General features: G+C 65.3%; 20 protein-coding genes. 9 read left to right on the top strand and 11 right to left on the bottom strand.

What is annotated here, in order from left to right; translation table 11 throughout:
- Positions 1-59 precede the first annotated feature (59 nt).
- Positions 60-2,123 carry an ATP-dependent DNA helicase RecG gene (recG, locus tag ACNI3Q_RS10300; RefSeq protein WP_426276354.1) on the bottom strand — a complete coding sequence of 688 codons (2,064 nt, stop codon included), beginning with the start codon at positions 2,121-2,123 and terminating at the stop codon, positions 60-62.
- 78 nt (positions 2,124-2,201) lie between these two features.
- Between recG and ACNI3Q_RS10295 the strand changes: the two genes are divergently transcribed.
- The 8 genes from ACNI3Q_RS10295 to ACNI3Q_RS10260 all read left to right on the top strand — a co-directional run bounded on the left by ACNI3Q_RS10295 (position 2,202) and on the right by ACNI3Q_RS10260 (position 12,697).
- Complete coding sequence (locus tag ACNI3Q_RS10295; protein ID WP_426276352.1) at positions 2,202-2,468, top strand: FAD assembly factor SdhE; 267 nt, start codon at positions 2,202-2,204, stop codon at positions 2,466-2,468.
- Between the two features lie 44 nt (positions 2,469-2,512).
- Positions 2,513-5,971, top strand: coding sequence for a transcription-repair coupling factor (gene mfd / locus ACNI3Q_RS10290; protein ID WP_426276350.1), 3,459 nt, complete (start codon positions 2,513-2,515; stop codon positions 5,969-5,971).
- A gap of 65 nt (positions 5,972-6,036) precedes the next feature.
- On the top strand, positions 6,037-7,554 hold the full coding sequence (locus ACNI3Q_RS10285; RefSeq protein WP_426276348.1) for a M16 family metallopeptidase: 1,518 nt from the start codon (positions 6,037-6,039) through the stop codon (positions 7,552-7,554).
- 53 nt (positions 7,555-7,607) lie between these two features.
- Positions 7,608-8,519: a glutaminase A gene (glsA, locus tag ACNI3Q_RS10280; protein ID WP_426276346.1), complete on the top strand. Its 912-nt coding sequence runs from the start codon at positions 7,608-7,610 to the stop codon at positions 8,517-8,519.
- A gap of 269 nt (positions 8,520-8,788) precedes the next feature.
- A complete protein-coding gene (locus ACNI3Q_RS10275) occupies positions 8,789-10,129 on the top strand; it encodes an MFS transporter (protein WP_426276344.1) in 1,341 nt (446 codons plus the stop codon).
- Positions 10,126-11,043 (top strand): cysteine synthase A, encoded by a 918-nt coding sequence (gene cysK, locus ACNI3Q_RS10270; protein WP_426276342.1) that lies wholly within the window; start codon positions 10,126-10,128, stop codon positions 11,041-11,043. The genes ACNI3Q_RS10275 and cysK overlap by 4 nt, the downstream gene beginning before the upstream one ends.
- 108 nt (positions 11,044-11,151) lie before the next feature.
- The gene (locus tag ACNI3Q_RS10265) at positions 11,152-11,430 is read left to right on the top strand and encodes a hypothetical protein (RefSeq protein ID WP_426276340.1); all 279 of its coding nucleotides are present in this window, start codon (positions 11,152-11,154) and stop codon (positions 11,428-11,430) included.
- A 28-nt stretch (positions 11,431-11,458) separates the two neighbouring features.
- Entirely contained in the window at positions 11,459-12,697 is a 1,239-nt protein-coding gene (locus tag ACNI3Q_RS10260; RefSeq protein ID WP_426276338.1) for a cell wall hydrolase, read from the top strand.
- On the opposite strand, the gene ACNI3Q_RS10255 is transcribed toward ACNI3Q_RS10260, so the two are convergent.
- The 4 genes from ACNI3Q_RS10255 to ACNI3Q_RS10240 form a co-directional block, all read right to left on the bottom strand.
- Positions 12,672-14,126 (bottom strand): PH domain-containing protein, encoded by a 1,455-nt coding sequence (locus ACNI3Q_RS10255; protein WP_426276336.1) that lies wholly within the window; start codon positions 14,124-14,126, stop codon positions 12,672-12,674. The genes ACNI3Q_RS10260 and ACNI3Q_RS10255 overlap by 26 nt on opposite strands.
- Positions 14,123-14,620 carry a PH domain-containing protein gene (locus ACNI3Q_RS10250; protein WP_426276334.1) on the bottom strand — a complete coding sequence of 166 codons (498 nt, stop codon included), beginning with the start codon at positions 14,618-14,620 and terminating at the stop codon, positions 14,123-14,125. The genes ACNI3Q_RS10255 and ACNI3Q_RS10250 overlap by 4 nt, the downstream gene beginning before the upstream one ends.
- Positions 14,621-14,682: 62 nt before the next feature.
- Positions 14,683-16,005: a Gfo/Idh/MocA family protein gene (locus ACNI3Q_RS10245; protein WP_426276333.1), complete on the bottom strand. Its 1,323-nt coding sequence runs from the start codon at positions 16,003-16,005 to the stop codon at positions 14,683-14,685.
- A gap of 88 nt (positions 16,006-16,093) precedes the next feature.
- A complete protein-coding gene (locus ACNI3Q_RS10240; RefSeq protein ID WP_426276331.1) occupies positions 16,094-17,293 on the bottom strand; it encodes a hypothetical protein in 1,200 nt (399 codons plus the stop codon).
- 312 nt (positions 17,294-17,605) lie between these two features.
- Here ACNI3Q_RS10240 and ACNI3Q_RS10235 point away from each other — a divergent pair, with 312 nt between their 5' ends.
- Entirely contained in the window at positions 17,606-20,122 is a 2,517-nt protein-coding gene (locus ACNI3Q_RS10235) for a DEAD/DEAH box helicase (protein WP_426276329.1), read from the top strand.
- A 9-nt stretch (positions 20,123-20,131) separates the two neighbouring features.
- Here the strand turns inward: ACNI3Q_RS10235 and ACNI3Q_RS10230 are convergent, their stop codons facing one another.
- Genes ACNI3Q_RS10230 through hfq form a run of 6 tightly spaced genes read right to left on the bottom strand, consistent with a single transcriptional unit; the run spans position 20,132 to position 25,111 of the window.
- Positions 20,132-21,946, bottom strand: a complete 1,815-nt coding sequence (locus ACNI3Q_RS10230) for an acyl-CoA dehydrogenase C-terminal domain-containing protein (protein ID WP_426276327.1) — start codon at positions 21,944-21,946, stop codon at positions 20,132-20,134.
- Between the two features lie 8 nt (positions 21,947-21,954).
- Positions 21,955-22,380 (bottom strand): MerR family transcriptional regulator, encoded by a 426-nt coding sequence (locus ACNI3Q_RS10225; protein WP_426276325.1) that lies wholly within the window; start codon positions 22,378-22,380, stop codon positions 21,955-21,957.
- 32 nt (positions 22,381-22,412) lie between these two features.
- Entirely contained in the window at positions 22,413-22,952 is a 540-nt protein-coding gene (locus tag ACNI3Q_RS10220) for a hypothetical protein (protein WP_426276323.1), read from the bottom strand.
- Entirely contained in the window at positions 22,949-23,314 is a 366-nt protein-coding gene (hisI, locus tag ACNI3Q_RS10215; RefSeq protein WP_426276321.1) for a phosphoribosyl-AMP cyclohydrolase, read from the bottom strand. The genes ACNI3Q_RS10220 and hisI overlap by 4 nt, the downstream gene beginning before the upstream one ends.
- Complete coding sequence (hflX, locus tag ACNI3Q_RS10210; protein ID WP_260022156.1) at positions 23,311-24,603, bottom strand: GTPase HflX; 1,293 nt, start codon at positions 24,601-24,603, stop codon at positions 23,311-23,313. Before hflX ends, hisI begins: the two co-directional genes overlap by 4 nt.
- 10 nt (positions 24,604-24,613) lie before the next feature.
- Positions 24,614-25,111, bottom strand: a complete 498-nt coding sequence (gene hfq, locus ACNI3Q_RS10205; RefSeq protein ID WP_426276319.1) for an RNA chaperone Hfq — start codon at positions 25,109-25,111, stop codon at positions 24,614-24,616.
- Positions 25,112-25,168: the final 57 nt, after the last annotated feature.

Here is a 25,168-nt window from a genome sequence, read left to right as displayed (position 1 = left end):
AATGCCCAATTATCGGACAAAATGAACAGAAGCTGACAGTGCCGAAATGATCCCGGCAATCAGCCGGATCGAAGCAGCGCCACCGCCGCATCCCGCTCGAACAGGTACAGCGCCAGCCGCGCTGCCTGCCCCCGCTCGCCGGACAGTCCGCCATCCCGGTCGATCAGCAAACGCGCGTCCTGATTGGCGGCGGGCAACAGTTCCGCCATCTGGTCCGGACTGGCCAGCCGGAACGCCATATCGCCCGACTGGCGCGTGCCAAGCAGCTCGCCGGCCCCTCTCAGGCGCAGATCCTCTTCCGCAATGCGGAACCCGTCATTCGTCTCGCGCATCAGCGCCAGCCGCGCCCGCGCCGTCTCGCTCAGCATCGAACCGCGCAGCAACAGACAGATCGACTTGCCCCCGCCCCGCCCCACGCGCCCGCGCAACTGATGCAGCTGCGCCAGCCCGAACCGGTCGGCATGCTCGATGATGATGAGGGTCGCATTGGGCACATCGACGCCCACCTCGATCACCGTCGTCGCCACCAGCACGCCCGCCTGTGCCGTCTGGAACCGCGCCATCTGCGCGTCCTTTTCCGGCGGCTTCATCCGGCCATGGACCAGCGCGACCGCGGCATCGCCCAGCCGCGCGCGCAGGGATTCCGCCCGCGCCTCCGCCGCCGCCAGATCGGATTTTTCGGATTCCTCGACCAGCGGACAGACCCAATAGGCTTGCCCCCCGCCGGCCAGATGCCGCGCCAGCCCCTCGACCACCTCGGCCAGCCGATCCTCGGACACCACGCGCGTTTCAATGGGTTCGCGCCCCGGCGGCATCTCGTCCAGCCGGCTCACATCCATCTCGCCATAATTGGCCAGGGTCAGCGTACGCGGGATCGGCGTCGCGGTCATCACCAGCAGGTGCGGCGGCCGCTGCGCCTTGGCCTGCAACATCATGCGCTGTGCCACCCCGAACCGGTGCTGTTCGTCCACCACCACCAGCCCCAGGTCGCGATAGCTGACCGCCTCCTGGAAAATCGCATGGGTCCCGATCAGGATCTGGATGGATCCGTCGGACAGGCCCATCAGCGTCGATTCGCGCGCCCGCCCCTTGTCGCGCCCGGTCAGCACCGCAACCGTGACGCCGGTGGGCGCCAGCAACCGGGACAACGTTTCATAATGCTGCCGCGCCAGGATTTCGGTCGGCGCCAGCAGCGCGCCTTGCGCCCCCGCCTCCGCCGCAATCAGCAACGCCATGGCCGCGACCAGCGTCTTGCCCGATCCCACATCGCCCTGCAGCAGGCGCAGCATCGGACGATCCTGCGCCATGTCGCCCTCGATCTCGCGGATCGTCCGCGCCTGCGCGCCCGTCGGCGCATAGGGCAGGTTCAGCCGCGCCCGCAGCGACCCGTCGCCCATCAGCGGCTTGCCCCGCTTCGACCGCGCCTCGCCCCGCACCAGCGCAAGCGCCAGCTGGTTGGCGAACACCTCGTCATAGGCCAGCCGCTCGCGCGCCTTCGCATCGGCCGGATCGGCATGGATGCGGGTCAGCGCATGGCGCCAGTCGGGCCAGCCGCGCGCGGCCTTCAACCCCGGCTCGACCCATTCGGGCAGCACGGGGGCGCGCGCCACCGCCTGTTCGGCAAAACCTGCCAGCCGTTTCGACGTCACCCCTTCGGACAGGGGATATACCGCCTCCCGCTCGGCCAGCCCGTCCGCCTCTTCCAACGGCAGGACATGGTCCGGGTGAATGATCTGCAATTCCTGGCCATAGGTTTCCAGCTTGCCCGAAACGCGCCGCGCCTCGCCGATCGGCAGCATCTTTTTCACCCACCCGCTCGATCCGCCGAAATAGACGAGGGAGACGATGTTGCCGCGCGCGTCCTGCGCATGGACCCGCGTCGGCCCGCGCCCGGCGGAAACCCGGTAATCCACCGGCACCAGCGTGATGGCGATCACCCGCCCGGCATCGGCCGCGTCCAGTTCCTCACGCGGCAACCGGTCGATCCATCCGGTGGGCAGGTGGAACGCCATATCGACCACCCGCGCCAGCCCCAGCCGCTCCAGCGGCTTGGCCAGCCCGGGCCCCACGCCTTTCAGCGCGGTGATTTCCGCGAACAATGGATTGAGCAGGTCGGGTCGCATGACTATCTGCCTCCCTAGCCCCAGCCGACGGCGCATTCCAGCGTCGCCGGTCAATCGCCTATGGAGAACATGACGCCCATGGACCGCGAGACCCGCCTGAAGCGACTGAAGTTCCGTGCCTGGCATCGCGGCACCAAAGAGGCCGACCTGATGATCGGCGGCTTTTTCGATGCCGCCCATGCAACCTGGAGCGAGGAGGAAATCGCCCTGTTCGAAGAACTGATGGAGGAACAGGATGTCGACATCATGGCCTGGGCGCTTGGCGTGGCGCCCGTTCCGCCCCGGTATGCGGGCGGGATGTTCGATGCGATCCGCCGGCTCGATTTCGTGAAGCTGCCCGACTGACCCATTCCCAGGTGCCGGCCCCGGCGCCGCCTGATCGAGAATTCATGCCCGACCTGTCGACGATCCTCCGCGCATCCCGGCCGCTGACGCTTGCCGGGGTGCCCGCCGGCTTCCTGCCCTCGCTGCTGGCCGACCTTGCGCGGGCGGCGAATGGCGGTGCGGTCTATATCGCGCCGGACGAAGCGATGATGCGCGCGGTCGCCGCCACTGCGCCGGTCTTTGCGCCGGAGCTTGAGGTCATCGCCTTCCCCGCCTGGGACTGCCTGCCCTATGACCGCGCCAGCCCCACGCTGCGCATCATGTCCGAACGGCTGGCCGCGCTGCACCAGCTGCAGCAGAAACCGCGCGGACCTCGCCTCATCGTCACCACCGCCAATGCCGCTGCCCAGCGCACGCTGACCCGCTTCCGCATCCGCCAGCTTGTCGCCCGCCTCGCCTCGGGTGAGCGGATCTCGACCGACCGGCTGGTCAAGCTGCTGGCCGCCAATGGCTATAACCGCGTCGATACCGTGCATGACGCGGGCGAGTTTGCGGTGCGCGGCGGCCTTGTCGATCTCTACCCCTCCGGCGCGGAACAGCCGCTGCGCCTCGATTTCTTCGGGGACGAGATCGAGACGGTCCGCACCTTCTCGACCGAGGATCAGCGGACGACCGGCCGCCTCGACGGCTTCACCCTGCTGCCGGCGTCAGAGGCGCTGCTGGACGAGGACAGCGTGAAACGCTTCCGCGCCGGCTATCGCGACCGGTTCGGCGCGACCGCCACCGGCGATCCCTTGTATCAGGCGATCAGCGACGGCCGCCGCCTGGCGGGCATGGAACACTGGCTCCCGCTGTTCGAGGAAAAGCTGGAAACGCTGTTCGACCATCTGCCCGCCGATGCCGTGGTCGTGCGCGATCCCGGCGTCCCCGCCGCCGCGGAACAGCGGATCGAAGCGGTGATCGACTATCACGCCAACCGCATCCGGGCACAGACCAAGGATCCGGGCAGCTACCGTCCGCTTGCGCCAACGATGCTCTACCTGCTGGCCGATGAATGGGCGGAACACACCGCTGCGGCACGGGCGCATCTGGCGACGCCCTTCCATGAACCGGAAAGTGATGCCGTCATTGATTTCGGCGTCGATGGCGCGCGCGACTTCGCCCCCGAACGCGCGGGCGGCCAGAATGTCTATGAGGCGGTGGTCGCCCATCTCGACGCCCTGCGCGCATCGGGTAAGCGGCCCATCCTCGCCAGCTATTCCGAAGGCGCGCGGGAACGGCTGAAGGGGCTGCTCGCCGATCACGGCCTGGTTCAGATCGCGATGGTCGACAGCTGGCAACAGGCGATGGGCGCGGCCAACAAGGCGGTGTCGCTGATCGTCCTGCCGCTCGACCATGGCTATACCACGCCGGACGTGGCGGTCCTGACCGAACAGGACATGCTGGGCGACCGCCTCGTCCGTCGCCGCAAGCGCAAGAAATCGACCGACGCCTTCCTCAACGAACTGGCGACGCTCACCCCCGGCGACCTCGTCGTCCATGTCGATCACGGGATCGGCCGATATGAGGGGCTGACCCAGATCCCGGTGCAGCGCGCGCCGCACGACTGCGTGGCATTGACCTATGCCGGCGGCGACAAGCTCTACGTCCCCGTAGAAAATCTCGAAGTCCTCTCCCGCTTCGGCGCCAGCGAAGAGGGCGCGGCGCTCGACCGGCTGGGCGGTGAGGCGTGGCAGCGGCGCAAGGCGCGGATGAAGGAGCGTATCCGCGAAATCGCGGGCGAACTCATCGCCACCGCTGCCAAGCGCGCGCTGCGCCCGGCGGAGGTGATGCAGCCCGACCCCGGCGGCTATCCCGCCTTTGTCGATCGCTTCCCCTATGAGGAAACCGACGATCAGGATCGCGCCATTGCCGAGGTGATCGACGATCTGGCCGCCGGCCGCCCGATGGACCGGCTGGTCGTCGGCGATGTGGGTTTCGGCAAGACGGAGGTTGCGCTCCGCGCCGCCTTCGTCGCGGCGATGGCCGGAATGCAGGTCGCGGTCATCTGTCCCACCACCCTGCTCGCCCGCCAGCATTACCAGAATTTCAAGGCGCGGTTCGAGGGGTTCCCCATCGAAATCGGCCGCCTGTCCCGCCTGGTTGGCACAGGCGAGGCCAAGGCGACGAAGGAGGGGCTGGCCGCGGGCCAGATCGACCTCGTTGTCGGCACCCACGCCCTGCTGGCCAAGGGGATCGAGTTCAAGCGCCTCGGCCTCGTCATCGTGGACGAGGAACAGCGGTTCGGCGTCACGCACAAGGAACGGCTAAAGGCGCTGAAGACCGACGTCCATGTCCTCACCCTCACCGCCACGCCCATCCCCCGCACGCTTCAGATGGCGATGTCGGGCCTGCGCGAGCTTTCGGTTATCCAGACGCCGCCGGTCGATCGCCTGGCGGTGCGCACCTATGTCATGCCGTGGGACCCGGTCGTGGTGCGCGAGGCGTTGCTGCGCGAACATTATCGCGGCGGACAGGCCTATTTCGTCACGCCCCGCATCGCCGACTTGCCCGAAATCGAGGAGTATCTGCGCACCGAAGTCCCCGAAATCCGCTACATCGTCGCGCACGGCCAGATGGCGCCAAGCGAGGTCGAGGAGCGGATGAGCGACTTCTACGACCGAAAGGCGGATCTGCTCGTCTCCACCACCATCGTCGAATCCGGGCTCGACATTCCGTCGGCCAACACGCTCATCATCAACCGCGCCGACAAGTTCGGCCTGGCTCAGCTCTATCAGCTGCGCGGCCGCGTCGGCCGGTCGAAAACCCGCGCCTATGCCTATTTCACCACCCCGCCCGAGCGGATGATGACCGAAACCGCCGAAAAGCGGCTGAAGGTGCTCTCCGATCTCGAAGGGCTGGGCGCGGGATTCCAGCTTGCCAGCCACGATCTCGACATTCGCGGCGCCGGCAATCTGCTGGGCGACGAACAGTCGGGCCATATCCGCGAGGTCGGCTACGAACTCTATCAGTCGATGCTGGAGGAAGCGATCCTCGACGCCCGCGCGGGCGGCTTGCGCGAGGATCGGCCAAAGGAATTCTCGCCGCAGATCACCGTCGATGCACCGATCATGATTCCGGACGAATTCGTGCCCGATCTCGACCTGCGCATGGGCCTCTATCGCCGTCTGAACGAGGTGGAGGACAAGGCCGGGATCGAGGGCTTTGCCGCCGAACTGATCGACCGCTTCGGCAAGCTGCCGCCCGCGACCGACAACCTGCTCAAGCTGATCGAGGCCAAGCTGAACGCCAAGCGCGCCAGCATCGCCAAACTGGATGTCGGGCCAAAGGGCGCGCTGGTCAGCTTCCACGACGACAAGTTCCCGAATGTCGAAGGGCTGCTCGCCTATGTCGCCAAGCTGGAGGGGACGGCCAAACTGCGCCCGGACATGAAACTCGTCATCACCCGCGCCTGGGCCACCCCGGAACAACGCCTCAACGGCGCCCTGCAACTCAGCCGGGGCCTGGCCAAGGCGGCGGGATAGGCACGCCGCATTCGCGCCCCAATCCGCGCACAGCATGTCTGCGTCGGAAACGAAAGGGGGCGGAGATGCGAACCGCGTGGCTGGTGACCCTTGGCGCATTGCTGTCTGCCTGCATCGCCTTGCCGGCAGTCGGACAGTCAGCACCGCCGCCACCGACCGATGCTGCGGCCCCTGCGCCCGACCCGGCCGATGCCCGCTGGGGAACCGTGCGGCAGGGGCGTCTGCCCAATGGTGTTCGCTACGTGATCGTGCCCCGGCGCAGCGAGGACAGCGGCATCGGGCTTTACATGAGGATCGAGGGCGGCTTCATCGCCGAACAACGCCCCGGTGAGCGCGGGCTGGCCCATCTGATCGAGCATCTGGTGTTCACCAGTCCGACCACCGGTTCGCCGGACGATCTCTATCATTTCCGGCACATTGGCGTTCCGATGAGCTATCCCGCGCCGACCGCGGGAACGACGACTTGGGACCATTCCGACTATTTCATGTCCACGCGGACGCGCGATCCGCAGGACATCGATACCCTGCTGGGCCTATTTCGCGAGGCAGTCAGCGACCTTACCCTGCGCGCCGATGCCGTGGATCTCGAACGGGCCGAAGTGGTGCGCGAAATGGCGGACAAACGGCCGGGCAACGACATTCACGCGGATTATATCGCAGCGGTCGCGCCCGGATCGCCCAACGACGTGATGGATGCCCAGAATTCCGATGACGTGCCCACCGCCAGCATCGATACGATCCGCGCGCTCTATCACCGGCTCTACCGCCCTGAACACACCATGATCGTGCTGGTGGGCGATGTGGATGCGGATCGGATAGAACAGCTTGTCGAGCGGCATTTCGCACGCTGGACCGGCATGGGCGCGGCCGCCCCGCTGCCCCCGCCACCGACGATACAGGCCGATCGCGTGCAACCGGTCAGCCATTCGGCCAGCGGCAAGCGCGCAATCGCCATGATGACCATGGCGACGCCGACGCCCCCCACGCCCCGCGATCCGATGGCTTATGCAAGGCAAAGGCTGATGGACGCCGTGGTGATTCAGGCGGTCAATACCCGCCTTGCCGCCGCCTTTCCGGGCGCATCGCCGGGCGCCGCCGGGATGCACATCGAACAGGGCGAACTGGGCCAGCGCCTCATCATGCTGTGGAACGGCGTGACGGACGGCAATTGGCGGCCCGTGATCGGCGCCATCAAGCAACTGACATGCAGTCTTTCACGGTCGGGCTTCACCGCCGCGGAATGGCAGGCCGCTCGCGCTGCGGTGCTGGAAACGCTGCGCCGGGATCGCGATGCCATGTTTGCGGTTACCAATATCGACATCGCGCGCCAGTTCGGTGCCGCCGCGACCATGGGTGCACCCGTGATCCCGCCCGATGCCCGACATGCCCTGGCCGAACAATGGCTGCCGATGATCGACCACCGCGCCGGTCATATATGGTGGCGCGATCAGTGGAATCCCCGCCGGGAACATATCCGGGTGGAAAGCGCTGCCCTGCCCGCTGGCGACGTCGATGCCAATGCCATGATCCGCGCCGCGCCGGATGCGTCCCCCGCCACGCCCGGATGCGCCGTGCGCGGCTGACCGACATGGCCCGCTGACGGGGATCGGATCGCCCGCCGGATCGTTCCGGCCCGATGCAGATCGCGCCTGTCCTTTCCGACATCATCGCCGAAATTGAAGCCAATGCCGCCGAGATCGAGGAAGGGGCGGACCGCAAGAACCCCGATACAGCCCCCGGCCCCATCGGCATCGCCGTTGCAACCGCCGATCACATCCATGCGGCGGGAGCCTTTGACCGGCCCTTTCCCATCCAGTCCATTTCAAAGGTGTTCGCGCTTGATCTTGCGCTGCTGAGCCGGGGCGATGCGGTGTTCCAGCGGGTCGGCCGCGAACCGTCGGGCGATCCGTTCAATTCGGTGATCGACCTTGAACGGACGGGCGGCATTCCGCGCAACCCGTTCATCAACGCGGGCGCGCTTGTCGTGTGCGACATGCTGGCGGCGGATGCGGGCGACGGGAACCCGGTGGAAATGCTGGTCCGCGATGCCGCTGGCGACCTGCCCGTCGATCTGAACCAGGACGTGCTGGCCAGCGACGGCGACCTCAACCGGGCGATGCTCAGTTTCATGAAGCATCACGACAATATCGAACAGCCGATCGATCGCGTCCTTGATCTTTATGCCCGGCAATGTGCGCTGACGCTGGACTGTCGCGGCCTTGCCGCTGCGGGTCGATTCCTGACGCATACCCGCCTGCCCGGCGATGACGACGATGTGCTGGCCCGCGCGCGGCAGAACCGGACCGTGCTGGCCCTGATGATGACCTGTGGCCATTATGACGGTTCGGGCGACTTCGCCGTCCGGGTCGGCCTGCCTGCCAAAAGCGGGGTCGGCGGCGGCATCCTGGCCATCGCGCCGGAAATCGCCTCCATCGCCGTCTGGTCGCCCAATCTGGATCAGCATGGCAACTCGATCCTCGGCGTGCGGGCGCTGGAAATGCTCGGCCACCGCACCGGCTGGTCGGTGTTCGGTCCGCCGCGCGACTGAACCGCGCTCGCCTGCCGCCCGCCGCAAAACCGCTCTGCCCTGTCCTACACGCCCGCACCTCGGCTAGGGTTCGGGGCGGCTGCGCTTTGCCTGTTCCGATCCGGCAGGATCGGGCCGGGCTGCCAGCCGACTGTCAACCGCACGCCTGAAAACCCGTACAAAGTGTCCAAACTGTCAACCGAACCGTCAACGCCGATACCCGCCCTTCATCCGCTCAAAGCATTCGCCCATTGCCCTTCACCGCCCTGCCGCCCTAGGGGCCAGCCACGATGTCACAGCCGCCGCATCCCTTCACCCTCCACAATTTCCGCGCCTATTGGCTGGCTCGCCTGTCGGGCACGCTGGCGCAGATGGCGATGGTCATCGTCATCGGCTGGCAGGTCTATGACATCGCCCGTCAGACGATGGGGGTAAAGGAAAGCGCCTTTTACCTCGGCCTGATCGGCGTCGCACAGTTCCTGCCGCTGCTGGTCCTGTCGCTGGTCGCCGGATGGGTGGCGGACCGGGTGGACCGGCGGCTGATCGCCCGCGCCGCCCTCCTCCTCGAGGCGGGATGCGCTGCTGCCCTTGCCTGGATGACCTGGTCGGGGATCATCGCGCTGCCCGCGCTGTTCACCATCGCCGCCCTGCTGGGTGTCGCCCGCGCCTTTGCCGGACCGTCGCTCAGTGCGCTTGCGCCCAATCTGGTGCCCGCCGCGGTACTGCCGACCGCCATCGCGATGAGTTCGGTGTCTTGGCAGACCGGCGCCGTCCTCGGCCCGGCGCTGGGCGGCTATCTCTATGCCGCCGATGCCTGGCTGCCCTATGCCGTCTCCGCTGCCCTGTTCGCCTTTTCGGTTGCGATGCTCAGCCTCGTTCGTCCGATCAACGCCCAGGGCAAGCCGTCGGGCGGCAACCCCTGGCAACAGATGGTCGAGGGGCTGACCTATGTCCGGCGCAACCGGCTGGTGTTCGGTGCGATCTCGCTCGATCTGTTCGCGGTGCTGTTCGGCGGAGTCACTGCGCTGCTGCCCGTCTATGCCCGCGATATCCTGATGGTGGGGTCAGAGGGGCTGGGCCATCTGCGCGGTGCGCCCTCGCTGGGTGCGGTGCTCGTCGCCATCGGCTTTTCGGTCCGGCCCCTGCGCAACAATGTCGGGCAGCGGATGCTTTGGGCGGTGGCCGTTTTCGGCGCGATGACCGCATTGTTCGGTCTGGCCGGGCCGATCTTCTACTGGGCGATGGGGCCGGCCGCGATCGGGCATGATTATGCCCCCGGCGTCGCGCTGTCGTTGGTCGCGCTGGTCGTGCTGGGCGCGGCTGATATGATTTCGGTCTATGTCCGCTCCTCGCTGATCCAGCTGTCGACACCCGATGCCATGCGAGGCCGGGTGGGCGCTGTCTCCACCCTGTTCATTTCCGGATCGAACGAACTGGGCGAGGCGCGGGCCGGATTCTTCGCCGCCGTCATCGGCCCGGTCGCCGCAACCGCCGTTGGCGGCGTGCTGGCGGTGGCGATCACAGGTTTATGGGCCTATATCTTTCCTGAATTGCGCCGGGCACGGAACTTCGAAACGGTCAAAACGCTGGAATTTCCGCCCGTCGAACCGCCAAAGGAGAAGGCCCAATGAAGGCTCAGTCGATCCTCGAAACCATCGGCAACACGCCCCATGTCCGCGTATCGCGCCTGTTCCCGGATGCAGAGGTGTGGATCAAGTCCGAACGCTCGAACCCCGGCGGCTCGATCAAGGACCGGATCGCACTGGCGATGATCGAGGCCGCAGAGGCTTCCGGCAGGCTGCAGCTCGGCGGGACGATCATCGAACCGACCAGCGGCAACACCGGCGTCGGCTTGGCGATGGTCGCGGCGGTCAAGGGGTACAAGCTGATCCTCGTCATGCCCGAAAGCATGAGCCTTGAGCGCCGCCGGCTGATGCTGGCTTATGGCGCGACGTTCGACCTCACGCCCCGGGAAAAGGGGATGAAGGGCGCGATCGCCCGTGCGGAGGAACTGGCCGCCGAAACCCCCGGCGCCTGGATCCCGCAACAGTTCGAAAACCCTGCGAACATCGATGTCCATGTCCGCACCACGTCTCAGGAAATTCTGGCCGACTTCGCGGATGCGCCGCTGGACGCGATCATCACCGGTGTCGGCACTGGCGGGCACATCACGGGCGTTGCCGAAACGCTGAAGCAGCACTGGCCGAACCTCAAGGTCTATGCCGTCGAACCTGCCGCCTCTCCGGTGATTTCGGGCGGCCAGCCCGCGCCCCATCCCATTCAGGGGATCGGCGCCGGCTTCATCCCCGGCAACCTGCATACCCAGTCGATCGACGGGGTGGTCGCGGTGGACGCGGCGGACGCCAAGGAAATGGCCCGCAAGGCCGCCCGGACCGAAGGGATGCTGGTGGGGATCAGCTCCGGCGCAACGCTGGCCGCGATCGCGCAAAAGCTGCCCGAACTGCCCGCCGGATCACGCATCCTCGGCTTCAATTACGACACCGGCGAACGCTATCTGTCGGTCCCTGATTTTTTGCCGGAATGAGCCGGGGCGACTCGCACCATTAACCAGCCTTTGCTATGACATAAGGCCATGAGGGGTCGGAGCCGCCGAATCAGGATCAGGACGAAACGATGGATCGGCATCGCTGCGATGCTGACTGTCCTGAGCATCGCCAGCATGACGCTGGGCGATGGCGATGGCTGGCCCCCGTCGGCGGTCGCTTCGGCTGCGTCGGACGGGCCGGAACCGGGCGTCAATCGGCAGCTGTCGGGCATGGTCTGGGCTTTGGGCGACGCCCCGATCGCCCCTGCCAGCTGCCGGGCCGCCATGCAGCGGGCGACCCAGCAGTGCGGCGACAACCGCTCCTGCCTGGCCCGCGCCGATCAGCGCCTTGCCCTGTGCGAGGCCAGCGGCCTCTGGCGCGAATAGCAGGGCTGCCCCGTACAGGGGCTTTGTCATGACCTCAGTTTCCAGCGTATCCAGCCGCCTGACCGGGGCCGCACTGGCATTGGGACTGTCGCTGATCGCGGCTCCGCTGGCCCTGGTGCTGCTGGTACCCGCCCCCGTGCCGGCTCCGGCGCGCGCCCGGCCAGCGACGGGCGCCGCCCGGATCGTGCCTCCAGCCCTGCTGCCATCGGTCGATCCGGTGGTCTTTCGGACGGTGGAGGCGGCGGAGGCGCTGCGCATCAACGCCGCGATTCCGTTTTCCACCGCACCCAACCCCCGCGCCGCACCCTTCCGCTTTTCCGGATCGCCAGCGGACCTTGAACGCGCACAGGCCTGTCTGGCCGCCGCCATGCTTTACGAAGCAGGGGATGACCGGGAGGCGGAACAGTCGGTGGGTCAGGTCGTGCTGAACCGGGTCCGCCACCCCGCCTTTCCCGACAGCATCTGCGGCGTCGTGTTTCAGGGATCCGAACGCACCACCGGGTGCCAGTTCACCTTTACCTGCGACGGTGCATTCGCCCGCCGGTTCGGCGATGACGCATGGCAGCGCGCACTCGGCCTTGCGGGGGCGGCGCTGGCCGGTGCGGTCTATGCGCCGGTCGGCCATGCCACGCATTATCACACCAACTGGGTCGTCCCCTACTGGTCGTCCAGTCTGGACAAGATCGTGGAGGTCAAAACCCATCTGTTTTTTCGCTGGACCGGCTGGTGGGGCACGCCGCCCGCATTCCGCAAGCGTCGCAGCGGCACGGAACCGATGATCCCTCAGCTGGCGGAACGCTTCCCGGTCCATGCCAGCGGCACGGATGCGGCGCTGACCGAAGTGGCCTCGGGCGCGGTCGCGGCGATCCCGGATGCGCTACTGCCGCGCCCGGTCGAGGCCGAGCCGAACAGCTTTGTCACCGCCATCGACCGCCGCCTGCCTGCCGAGGAGCTGCCGCAGTTGGCGGCACGGGCGTGTGACGACCGGCCCTATTGCAAGTTCCTCGGCTGGACGGATCCCGCAGCCGTTCCCTTACCGGGCAAGGCTGGATCGCTGGTCGATTCCCCGGCGCTGGCGACCATGTCGTTCAGCTATCTGCGTGATCGCAGCCGGGGGTTTGAAAAGGCGCTGTGGAACTGTGCCGAGTTTGTGCGGCCCAATGCTTCCGACTGTATGATGCGGCGACCGGCCCCGCGCCCCAAACCTGCCCTTCCGGCCAGCCCCGGACCGGACCCAGCCGCTACGCCGTCGCCAGCGCCGCGCTGATCCGGCTCACCAGCGCATGGGCATCCGCCGAAGTCAGGTCGTGGATCGCCGCTCCGCCCGTCCGGCCGGCCCCGGCAGTATCAAATCGGACGCTGGCCAGACCGAGCATCCGCTGGATCGGCCCGCGTACCACAGATGCTGTCTGAATTCCGCCAACGGGCAGAATGCAGTGACGTCGAACGATCGCACCCCGCGTGATCCGCACCACGCCATCATCAAAGCTGTAACGGTGAAAGCGCCGCTGCACCCATCCAATGACCAGCGGGACCGCGAGCACGAACAGCACGAGCCACCACCGTGGCTGTACGGCAATCAGCCCGGCCATGGTGATCAGCGGCAGGCTGGTCAGACTGATCGCGGCGCGCACGCCATGCGTCGGCGCAACGGACTGCAGGCCGGCATCATCCCATTGCGGCAGCTCGGCCACAGCCAGGATCGCGGCAATCTCTGCCGGACGGGCGAGCGGTGCCATGTCCTGAAGCCCGCTTGGGTCGTCGCTGCCGCCCAGCATCTGAAAACTCAGCGATTGCCAGCCGAGGCGACCGGTGATCGCGCCTTGGCGGATGACCGCCAGCTGGACCCGGCGATTGGCGATGACGACCTCTGTCCGGGTCGTCAGACCCCGGACCCGCCGGAAGCGGCCATCGGCAGCGGTCAGGCGGAAATCATAGTGCCGCAGCAGGGTGCGGATCACGCCGCTGAGCATCCCCACCACCAGTGCCAGCAGCACAAAGCCGATGATCAGGCCGACCGACGCCGCCTGGCGGACCTGTTGCTCGCCCTGCCGGATCACATCCTTGTAATTGACGTCCCCGAAATCGACGAAGTTGTCGAGAAACTGAAGCCCCGCAAAAATCGCAGCGATCCAGACCAGCGAGAAGCGAAACAGCCCCAGGGTAAGGACGCGGCGCAGCGACATGGCAAAGACGGGGGCGGAGTCCCGCAGATCGGCCGGGTCGGCATCACTATCCGCGATCGACCGATCCGCGACCGACGGACCGCGACGCAACAGGGCGCGCAGGCGGGCGGCCTCGTCCAGCGAAACGCTGTCCAGGACACCCTCATTCTTGTCGCCTCCGCCCGTTTCGATGCGGACCAGCGCCAGTCCGAGCAAGCGGGCGAGCGGTCGGCGCTCAATCGACACATCCTGAATACGCTCCAGCGGGATCGAGCGGCGGCTTTTGTTTAGCAGGCCATCGGCGATGACCAGTTCGCCATCGCCCAGCTGATATGTGAACGCACGCCATTTGGCCCAGGCGATCAGGCCGATGATCGTCAGCATCACCAGCGGGACGAGCAGGACGAAGCCGCTGCCGGCCTTTGACAGCGCGGCATAGAGTGCCGGGATACCGATCAGTGTTTGCGGCAGATCCTTCAGCGCCCGGATCAGGATCGTCGCCGGATGCGTCCGGCGGTGGGCATCCGTCACGCAGCGGACCCGATGCTCTGGCGGATGGCGTCGCGGATCCCCTCTGCCCGGTCGCGGGTGATGCCGGGCAGCGCGACTTCGCTGTCGTCCGTGCCGGCGGTGTGCAGAACCAGCGTGGCGACGCCGCAGGCCCGTTCAATCGGCCCCTGGGTGACGTCGATATGCTGGACGCGGGAGACGGGGACGATGGTGTGAGACCGGATCAGCCAGCCGCTGGCGACGTGCAGTTCCCCCCCGGTAAACGCATGGCCCCATAGCCGCCAGCGGCGGGGGGCGCCCAGCGTGACCGAATAGAGGCCATAGAGCAGGATCAGCCCCGGCAGGAGGCCGAAGGGCGGAAATCCGATGGCATCGCGCAGCCGGTCAAAGGCGAACCAGTCCAGTGCACAGGCCCCCAACAGGGCGGGGATCACCATCATCAGCGCATCGACGCGCATCACGGTGATCTGTCCGCGTTCAAGCGGGTCGAGCGGAACGATCGGCAGCGGGTTCATGCCCAGCAATCATGCACGGGCCGGGGCGACGGCTCAAGCAGGATCGAATGGCGGCCGCGTCCCTATACCGGCAGTCGATAGGGCGCGCGATAGGCGGGGGTGATCAGGGCGTTCGCCTGTGCATCGTCCTTGAACGAACCGGCGGCGGCGTCCCAATGCACCTTTCGCCCGGTGCGCCAGGCGACATTGCCCATCTGACAGACGATGGCGGTGTTGGCCGCGCTTTCGATGGGACAGGCGGGAGTGCGGCTGCGATCCTTTACGCAGGCGACGAAATCCGCGGTGTGGCGATCAAGGCCATTGTCGGAGGCGTTGGTGACGGGGACCGCGGGGGTCAGATCCTTTCCATCGCGGCGTTCGGGGGAGACCCACCATTTGCTGCGATCGACGACCAGCGTTCCGGTTTCCCCGACAAAGGCGACGCCATGGTCGTGCCCGTCATACGGCCCGCGGCTGATCCCGACGGCGTGTTCCCATTCCACCGAAAAGCCCCCGAAATCGAAGATCGCGGTCTGAGTATCCGGGGTTTCCATGGCCGAATCGGGATAGCCATAGGCACCGCCCAGCGCGCTGACCGATTGCGGGGCCTGTGCCTTCATCCCCAGAAGCGCGATGTCCATCAGGTGGACACCCCAGTCGGTCATCAGGCCACCCGCATAATCCCAGTACCAGCGCCAGCTGAAATGAAAGCGGTTGGGATTGAATGCCCGCTGCGGCGCGGGGCCGAGCCAGCGGTCGTAATTCACGCCAGCGGGTGCGGCCTGATCGGGTTGCGGGGCGACCCGTTTCATCCAGCCCATATAGGCCCAAGCCTTTACCTTTCGCACGCGGCCAATGCCGCCGGCATGGACATGGGCGATGGCATCGGCCCAGTGGCGGTTGCTGCGTTGCCACTGGCCCACCTGAACCACGCGGCCGTGGCGCTGTTTCGCGGCGACCATGGCGCGACATTCGGCGATGGAATTACCCAGCGGCTTTTCGCAATAGGCGTCCTTTCCCGCGGACATGGCGTCGATCAGTTGCAGGGCGTGCCAGTGATCGGGGGTGGCGATGATCACCGCATCGACATTCCGGTCATCCAGCATCCGGCGATAGTCATCATAGAGCGCAGGGGTGCGGCCCGCGGATTTCGCCAGTTCCGCCCCGCGCCCGGTCAGCACGCCGGCATCGACATCGCACAGCGCAACGGGCGTCACGTCCCCGCCCCGGACCATCGCATTGAGATTGGCCCAGCCCATCCCCTTGCACCCGATCAACCCGACCTGAAGCCGGTCATTGGCCGAGGTGCGACGGCGGCGATCCTGTGCCAGCGCCTGTCCGGCGGGGGTCAGCACCGCAGCGGCGCCAAGGCCGCCCGCAATCAGCGTCCGCCGGTCAATCGCCATCATCCTCTCCCTGATCCTGTCCTCTCCCCGGATGGTAGCGCCAACACGGGCGAGCGCAAGGACGATGGAGCGGACCGGGCGATGCGGCTTACCCGGCGTCGTCCCCCGGCAACCGGCCATCAGCGCCAGCATCGGCGGGGTTTGCGATCATCGGGGCGGGCCCAGCGCGGGCGATGGCGGTTTCGGTGGCGAGCGCGGCGAACCAGGCGTCGCGGTCCACGGCGCCGGTGCGGATTGCGGGGGCCAGGCGAGCGGCGTCGTTATCCTCGATCGCTTCGCGTTCCGCATCGGTCAGTTCGCGCTCATAATCGGGTTCGCCGGGCAAGCCGTCCTGATCCCCGAAGAAATCGGGCGGCGGGGGAAAGCGGGTGCGCCAATCCTCGCTTTCCTCGCACCACCACACCGGATCGCGGGGCGTCAGGGCGTCCAGCAGGTCATCGGGTTGACAGTTTGGACAGATTGACCCGGTTTCCGGCGCCGGCGGTTCGGGGGCAAGGGCGATCAGGCCCGCCGCCTCTGCCCGCCCCCATTGTTCCGCCGTCCAGCCGGCGCGGGCCGCGGGATCAAGATCGTCGACGGGCACGGGCGCGGCGGCATCCGTCCGGGTGCGCAGCCAGCGATCGGCGCGGGCGAGCGCGCGCACGCCGTCCAGCCCGTCCGGCGCATCGACCCCGGCGGCCCCGATGCGCGCGGCGACGAACAGGGCGGCACGACCGGGCGCGGCATGATGCTGAACCAGTTCGAGATATTGTTCGAAATCGGCGGCGGCCAGGCGGGCGGCGGCATCCTCCCCCGCCCCCGCCCCCGACGGGCGCTGGGCGGCGCGGGGCGACCCGGCGGCGAGCGCGGCATCGGCGCGGCGATCCAGCCGGACGAGCATCCGATAGGCCAGGGCATTGTCGTGCCGGTGGCGCGTGGTCATCGCGCCGTCACCATAAGTGATGGTTTCGCGCACGCCGTGAAAGGCGCGGTCCATCAACGTATCGGCCAGCACGTCGCGCGACCGGAGCACCGCCGCCCGCCACCCCAGCGCAAAGGCGGCGCCGCGCGCACTGTCCCGCAGGGCATAGGCGCTTTGCCGTGACATCCCGACCAGCGCCGTGGCGCGGGTGACACAGGCCCCCTGCGCAATCGCGACCAGGAATTGCCGCTGGCGATCGGCGGTCCAGCCATCGGCGTGGCGGCTGTCATCCAGCGTGGCGGGCGGATGAAAGGCCGGCGCGGCGTCGGCGGGGGGATCGTTCGGAGTTGGCGCGGGATCGGCGGGGTGGAGGGTGCGGTGATCCATGGCGTTCGGTCCTCATGCCGGATGCAGGGGATCGGACAGATATGCTGGATTGGGGGGTGTAGGACAGGGGGCTTCACGCGCCGGGACAAACAGCTTCTGACCCGACCACGATAAGGCTGCAATCCTCGACACGCAATTAAACCGAACAGAGCTAAAAAGTCTTGGCGATAAGCCTGCTCGTCATACGTTTCATATTGCGAGTGTCTTTCTCAAAAAAGCGCGAGGTAACCGTAAAGACTTGTAGCTCTACGTCAAATCAGGTTACCTCTACTAACGTGTGTCGGTGTTAGCGCAGCGCTTCTGGGGGTCAACGTGGTCGATTTTAGGTCTTTAAAAAAAACCAGTGGATCCACCAAAGAGATCGACCCACGCAAAGTTTTCCAGCATCTTATCAAGCCGGAGGGGGTAAACGAACTCTATGCGAGTCAGAGTGAATTGCTTGATGCTTGGAGCAAGGACCGCGCCCAGCGCGATTCCGTGCTTAAGCTACCGACCGGTGGCGGCAAATCACTAGTAGGACTACTGATGGCCCAAGCCACGTTAAATGAACTAAATTTGCCGGTCCTTTATGTCACTCCTACCAACCAATTGAACGAACAGGTTTGCGCCGAAGCAGACCGTTTCGGCATACCAGTCGCAGTGTATCGATCTGCCAAGGAAGGTCTGCCAGCGGACTTTGTTGACGGAAAGGCAATAGGCATTGCTAACTACGATGCAGTGTTCAACGGAATGAGCAAATTCGGAACTCAAGACCGTCAATCGGAAGTGCAACAGTTGGGACTTATCATTCTGGATGATGCTCATGCTGCTTTTGAGACGGTGTGGAAGTCTTTCACGTTCGAGATAAAATCGTCGGACCACCGCGAACTATACCAGAACCTTACCGCAAGATTCCGGGGTGCTTTTCGTCAGTTAAATAGAGGCCATACATTCGATGACGTGGTCTCCGGCAAAGAATATTTTGTCTTAGATGTGCCATATTGGGCATGGTTGCAGAAGGTCGACGAGTTCGCCGCTGCACTTCAAGAGTATGGCCCCGAGAAGATCGATCGGTGGGCGTGGGCTCATCTACGTGACGAGTTGCACGTATGTCAGGTATTGATTAGCAAAGAATCGATTTCAATACTCCCAATTGTTCCTTTGGTTGATCGAGCATCAGCATATCGCAATGCCAAGCGTCGCATTTATATGTCGGCGACCATTGCCGACGATAGCGAAGTTGTACGCACTTTTGGGGTTAGAGCTTCTCGCGTCGCGTCGCCGCTAACTGCGGCTTCTCTCGCCGGGGTTGGTGAGCGCATGATCCTAGCGCCAGCCTTGATCCAGCTCCCCGCCCACCAAATGCCCAGCCGACTGGTCAAGCAGCTAGTAAGTAGTGCAGTTCAGCATGACAAGAATGTAGCCATTCTTACTCCATCGTTCGCCAGCGGAAAGGAATGGAAAGACATCGCGTCGGTTCCGGACGATGGGACCCAAACAGTCCAACTCATCGATAACCTCCGCACCAAAAGGGGTATTTGTGCTGTACTGCCTAGACGATACGATGGAGTCGATTTACCTGGAGACGCTTGCCGTGTTTTAATCATGGATGGACTACCGTATGGGAGTTCAAGCTATGATGCATGGCGCATTACGGCCCTATCCTATGGGTCGCCCGGCTCGACGCTCGCACAGCGGATTGAACAAGCCATCGGAAGGGGGTCGCGCGGAACCAGTGATTATTGTGTTGTAGTTCTCACGGGTGCCGATCTTATTACTTGGATTGGGAAGATATCCAATCAGCGCCATTTGTCGGGTACTAGCAAGCGGCAGCTGGAAATTGGCCTGGAAGTAAGTCGTGCCGTCGAATCCGCCGATGACTTTATCGCAACCGCTTGGAAATGCCTAAATCGCGACCCTGACTGGCGAGCGTACCATGCAGATGAGCTTGGAAGTGCAGCAGTCGGGATCTCGACGGAGCTGGAGCGATTGCAAGCGTGGGAAGCGGAACGGGACGGCATTGAACAGCTTCGAATTAGGCAATTTGCCAAAGCAATAAGTCACTTCAATGAAGCGATCGATCACGCATCCGATGCCACCATTAAGGGATGGTTTCACCAGCTAAAGGCTCGTGCTTCATACATGGCAGGTAACGAACCGCAGGCTGAAGAATGGCAGACAAAGGCATACGGGCTAAATTTTGCTCTAACTGCTCCTGTAGGGCAGATTGCCGTTCACCAGATGTTATCAGCATCTCAGCAGGCACATGCTGTTGCATCCCGTATTGGCGATTTTCTACATCCCGGCGTTGCTCTATCTCGCTTTGAAAAAGACATTGAACTACTGACCCCATATAGCACTTCTGGACAGTTTGAAGGGGCCCTCGCCGAATTGTTTAGCTGGATAGGCTTTGCTGCGAGCCGGCCTGACAATGAGTACAAAGAGGGTCCTGACGTACTAGCTCGCGCGGACACAGGTCCCTATTTTGTCATAGAGGCAAAGTCCAGAAAGAAAGCAAAAAACAAACTGACCAAGTCATTACATGGTCAGGTACTAAGCCATGAGAACTGGTTGAGAACACATTATGGTGATGTCGACAGCAAAAGGATTATCGTATATCCAAACAATGACGCTGAATACAACGCGGAGACTCACGGAACTCTCGCGTTGACCTTTGCAATGGTTAATTCGATAATATCGTCAACCCGCTCCATGCTAAAGGCGGTGGGGGAGGCTGCAGATGCCCAACGACCAGATGTTGCCGCTCTACAATTAGCTCAACTCAAACTGACCCCGGCCGATATCATTCAAGGATTAGTGGGGTTTACAGACACTCATGCAACTGAGTAGTACGCCCCCCTACGCCGCCAGAAACATCTCCGGCGGCAGGGCCATCAGGCTTTCGGCGCCGCCCTCGATCTTGCGCCGCAGGGCGCCTGCATCCGGCATGATGCGTTCGGCGTAGAAGCGGGCGGTGACCAGCTTGGCTTCGAGGAAGGCCCGATCCACGTCGGCGCCCCCCTCCCCGGCCTCCAGCTGCTCGGCCGCTGCCTTTGCCATGCGCAGCCACATCATGCCGACCGCGACGATGCCCATGATGTGCATGTAATGATGCGCGCCGGCGCCGACCTGGTTCGGGTCCTTCATCCCGTTTGCCACGAACCACATGGTCGCTGCCTGTAGCTGGCCCAGCGCCCGCTCCAGATGGCCGGCGAAATCGGCGGTGGCGGGCACGCCCTTTGCCGCCGCGATCTCCTCCGTCACCACCTTGAAGAACGCCTGGACGGCGCGGCCGCCATTCTGCGCGAGCTTGCGCCCGACAAGGTCCATCGCCTGAACCCCGTTGGTCCCTTCATAGATCATGGCGATGCGGGCGTCGCGGACGTACTGTTCCATGCCCCATTCGGCGATGTAGCCATGGCCGCCATAGACCTGTTGCGCGTTGGTGGCGATGTCATAGCCCTTGTCGGTGCCATAGCCCTTGATGACCGGGGTCAGCAGGCTGATGATGTCGTCGGCCTGTTGCCGCTCCTCCTCCGTCGCGGCCTTGTGGCTGAGGTCGACCTGAAGCGCGCCCCACAGGCACAGGGCGCGAAGCCCCTCGGTCAGGGCCTTTGCCTCCATCAGCATGCGGCGGACATCGGGATGGACGAACAGGGTGTCGGCCTTTTCATTGGGGTCAGCAGCGCCGGTGAGCGCGCGGCCCTGACGCCGGTCGCGGGCATAGTTGGCAGCGTTCTGATAGGCGGTTTCGGCGACGCCCAGCCCCTGAAGCCCCACGCCCAGGCGGGCGGCGTTCATCATGATGAACATGGCGGCCAGGCCCTTCATCTCCTCGCCCACCAGCCAGCCGGTCGCGCCGTCATAGTTCATGACGCAGGTGGAATTGGCGTGGATGCCCATCTTGTGCTCGATCGAGCCGCAGCTGACGCCGTTGCGCGCGCCGAGCGAGCCGTCGTCGTTCACCAGGAATTTGGGGACGACGAACAGGCTGATCCCCTTTGAACTGTCCGGCGCGCCGGGCGTCTTGGCCAGGACGAGGTGGATGATGTTGCTGGTCAGGTCATGCTCGCCGGACGAGATGAAGATCTTGGTGCCGGTGATCGAATAGCTGCCGTCCGCATTGGGCGTGGCGCGGGTCTTGATGAGGCCGAGGTCGGTGCCGCAATGCGGCTCCGTCAGGTTCATGGTGCCGCCCCATTCGCCGGACACCATCCTGGGGACGTATTTCGCCTTTTGCTCCTCCGACCCCTTGGCCAGCAGGGCGGCGATCGCGCCGTGGGTCAGGCCGGGGTACATGGCAAAGGCCATGTTGGCGGAGATCATATATTCCTCGAACGCGGTGGCGACGACATGGGGCATACCCTGTCCTCCAAACTCCTCTGGCGCTGAGAGGGTGGACCAGCCGCTTTCGGTGAACTGGCGGTACGCTTCCCTGAAGCCGTCGGGGGTCGTGACGCTGCCGTCCGGGTGGCGGGTGCAGCCCTGCTGATCGCCGGACAGGTTGAGGGGGAACAGGACTTCGGCGACGAACTTGCCGCCTTCTTCGAGCACCGCGTCGACGACATCGCCGGTCGCGGCGGTGAAGCCGGGCAGGTTGGTGTAGCGGTCGAGCCCGATCACCGAATTGAGCACGAAACGCGTGTCGCGCACGGGCGGAACATAGCTGGGCATGGGAAATCCTACTCCTGGATCGGGTGCTGTTCTAGATAATCGACAAACTGATCGAGCTCGGCAATGGCGGCGTCAATGTCGCGTTTCTGCGCCTGAAGCAGCGCAATCCGGTCGCGGCAGCGGGCGATGGTCACCTTGCGCTGAACCTGCCGCCCCTCGCCCACGTCATAGAGGTCGATCATCTCGCGGATCTCGCCAAGGCTGAACCCGACGCGCTTGCCGCGCAGGATCCAGGCGAGGCGCGCGCGGTCGCGGTGCGAATAGATGCGGGTCAGGCCGCGCCGCTCGGGGGCGATCAGCCCCTCATCCTCGTAAAAGCGCAGCGCGCGGGCGGTGACATCGAATTCCGCACACAGATCCGCAATGCTGAACTGATCGCGGTCGGGGCGCGGGTCGATCGGGGCGAAGCTAGCTATCGCGGGAATCGTTGCCATACCCGCTTTTCTAACTCACCTTTACGTCAACGTCAATCAGCGCAGGGACGCACCCCGTCGGGCAGTCGGAACGCCTCAGCCTCTGCCGCGCGGTCGCTCAATCGTTCGGCCTGCATGGCGGAGAAGGACGCGCGTTCATCCTGACACAGCGCGAGGCAGGCATCGGGCAGTTCGGCGGGAAAGGCGATGCGGTCGCCATCGAACGCGGCATCGAAACGGCACGCCCCCTCCCCCAGCTGAACGGTCAGCCGATCGCCGGACAGGCTGGCCTCACCCCGCCCGGCACAGCGCAGCCCCTCGCCATAATCGACCAGCGCGCCGATGCGGAACCGGGCGGGGTCCGCTTGCTTACCCGCCTGCTCACCGCCGGGCAGCGCGGCGAGGCACAGCCGGTCGCTGTCGCGAGCATAAAGGCCGATGGGGCTGGCGCTGGCGGGATCGGGCACCAGCCCGCGCTCGATCGCCGCCTGTTCCAGCGGATGCGCCGGTTCGGCAGGCGGCGGGGCGGCGGGATCGGCGCCGCACCCCGCAAGCGTCAGCAGGAACAGGGCGGCCAGCGCGGCGCGCGTCACCCGATGCGTTCCAGCCCGTTCGGGGTGACGCGGCGATAGAAGCAGCTCGGCTGGCCCGTATGACAGGCAGGCCCGGCGGGATCGCAGATCAGCCACACCGCATCCTGATCGCAATCGATGCGAATGTCGCGGACGGTGAGGACATGGCCCGATGTCTCCCCCTTGACCCACAGGCTCTGGCGGCTGCGCGACCAGAAGGTGGCGCGGCGGGTGTCCAGCGTGGCGGCCAGCGCATCGGCGTTCATGTGCGCCAGCATCAGCACCTCGCCCGTATCGGCATGGGTGCAGACGGCGGTAATCAGGCCATTGGCGTCCCAGCGCGGGGTCAGTGCCGTGCCCTGTTCAAGCGCGGAAGCGGTCATCGATCGCGCGCCTCGAACCGTTCATGGTCGCGCGGCGCCATGCGGACGGAATAGATGGCGCGATCCTCCTCCATCCAGTGGTCCAGCACCTCGCCATGCTGAAACAGCCAGGCGGCGCCCGCACCATCGGCGGGATCGAGCGACAGGGTGTAGCGGCGATGGCTGGCGGTGAGCAGCGAAGCGACCCGCGCCATCAGCGCGTCCACCCCCTCCCCCGTCAATGCGGACAGCGGGACCACATCGTCGCGCCGCGCGGCCTCGCCCAGCCGTTCCTCCCGCTCGTCCCCGGCAAAGCTGTCGATCTTGTTCCACGCCTCGATCCGGGGGGTTTCCTCTGCCACGCCAAGGTCGCGCAGCACGCCCTCGACATCCGCGGCCTGGGCATCGCTGTCCGGGTGCGCGATGTCGCGGACATGGATGAGGAGATCGGCGGCGATCACCTCCTCCAGCGTCGCGCGGAATGCGGCGACAAGCTGAGTCGGCAGATCGCTGACAAAGCCGACCGTGTCGGACAGGATCGCCTTGTCGATGCCGGGCAGCGCGATCTGGCGCAGCGTCGGATCCAGCGTGGCGAACAGCAGGTTTTCGGCCATCACGTCCGCCCCGGTCAGCCGGTTGAACAGCGTGGATTTGCCCGCATTGGTATAGCCGACCAGCGCGATCACCGGCCAGGGCGCGCGTTGCCGCCGTTCGCGGTGAAGCGTGCGGGTGCGCGTTACGCCCTCCAGCTCCCGGCGCAGGCGTGCCATGCGGTCACGGATCAGGCGGCGGTCCGCCTCGATCTGGGTTTCGCCGGGACCGCCGAGAAAGCCGAAGCCGCCGCGCTGCCGCTCAAGGTGGGTCCAGCTGCGCACCAGCCGCCCGGCCTGATAATCAAGGTGCGCCAGTTCGACCTGAAGCCGCCCCTCTGCCGTGCGGGCGCGTTCGCCGAAGATTTCGAGGATCAGGCCGGTGCGGTCGATCACCTTGCACTTCAGCGCGGTTTCCAGATTGCGCTGCTGAACCGGGGTCAGCGCGGCGTCGAACACCGCCAGTTCCCCCTCAAGCAGCGCGACCCGTTCGGCAAGCTGTTCCACCTGACCCGTGCCGATCAGTGTGGCCGGGCGGGCACCGCGCACGCGAAAGCCGACGCGATCAACCACCTCGATCCCGATTGCCATGGCAAGGCCGGCCGTTTCCTCAAGCCGGGCGTCATTGTCGCGCGCCGACCCGCCCTGATCGGGCAGGACGACGATCGCGCGGGCGCCGCGGGCAAATTCCGCGACGTCCCGCTCAAATCCGGTGGTCAAGCCGCCATCCTCATGCGTCGTCCCCGCTGGCCTGTTCCTCCGCCAGGTTCAGCGGATTGGCCGGTTGGATGGTCGACACGGCGTGCTTGTAGACGAGCTGTGACAGGCCGTCGCGCTGCAGCAACATGCAGAACAGGTCGAACGCGGCGATATTGCCCTGAAGCATCACGCCGTTGACCAGGAACATGGTGACGTGTTCCTGTTGCTTGCGCACCGCGTTCAGAAAGATTTCCTGAAGCAGCTGGTTGCGCTGCTGCTGTTCGTTCACCTGAGCCACGATCGGGGCCATGTCGACCTGAGCCGACGGCATGATCGTGGAAATCGCGTGCTTGTAGATCAGCTGCGACTGACCGTCGCGGCGCAGCAGCACCGAGAAATTGTCGAACCAGGTGACGATGCCCTGCAGCTTCACGCCCTTGACCAGGAACATGGTGACAGGGGTTTTCGATTTGCGAAGGGCGTTCAGGAACAGATCCTGAAGCGAGCTTTGTTTTTCGGCCATGTTCATGCCCTCTGTTCTTGGCGGTGGTTCCCGCATTCCGCCGGTGCCCGGCGCGGTTGCGAA

The sequence above is a fragment of the Sphingomonas eleionomae genome (assembly GCF_049889035.1).
Lineage (GTDB): Bacteria > Pseudomonadota > Alphaproteobacteria > Sphingomonadales > Sphingomonadaceae > Sphingomonas.
Note: the sequence above shows the minus strand (reverse complement) of the source record. Positions and strands in the feature narration are given on the sequence as shown.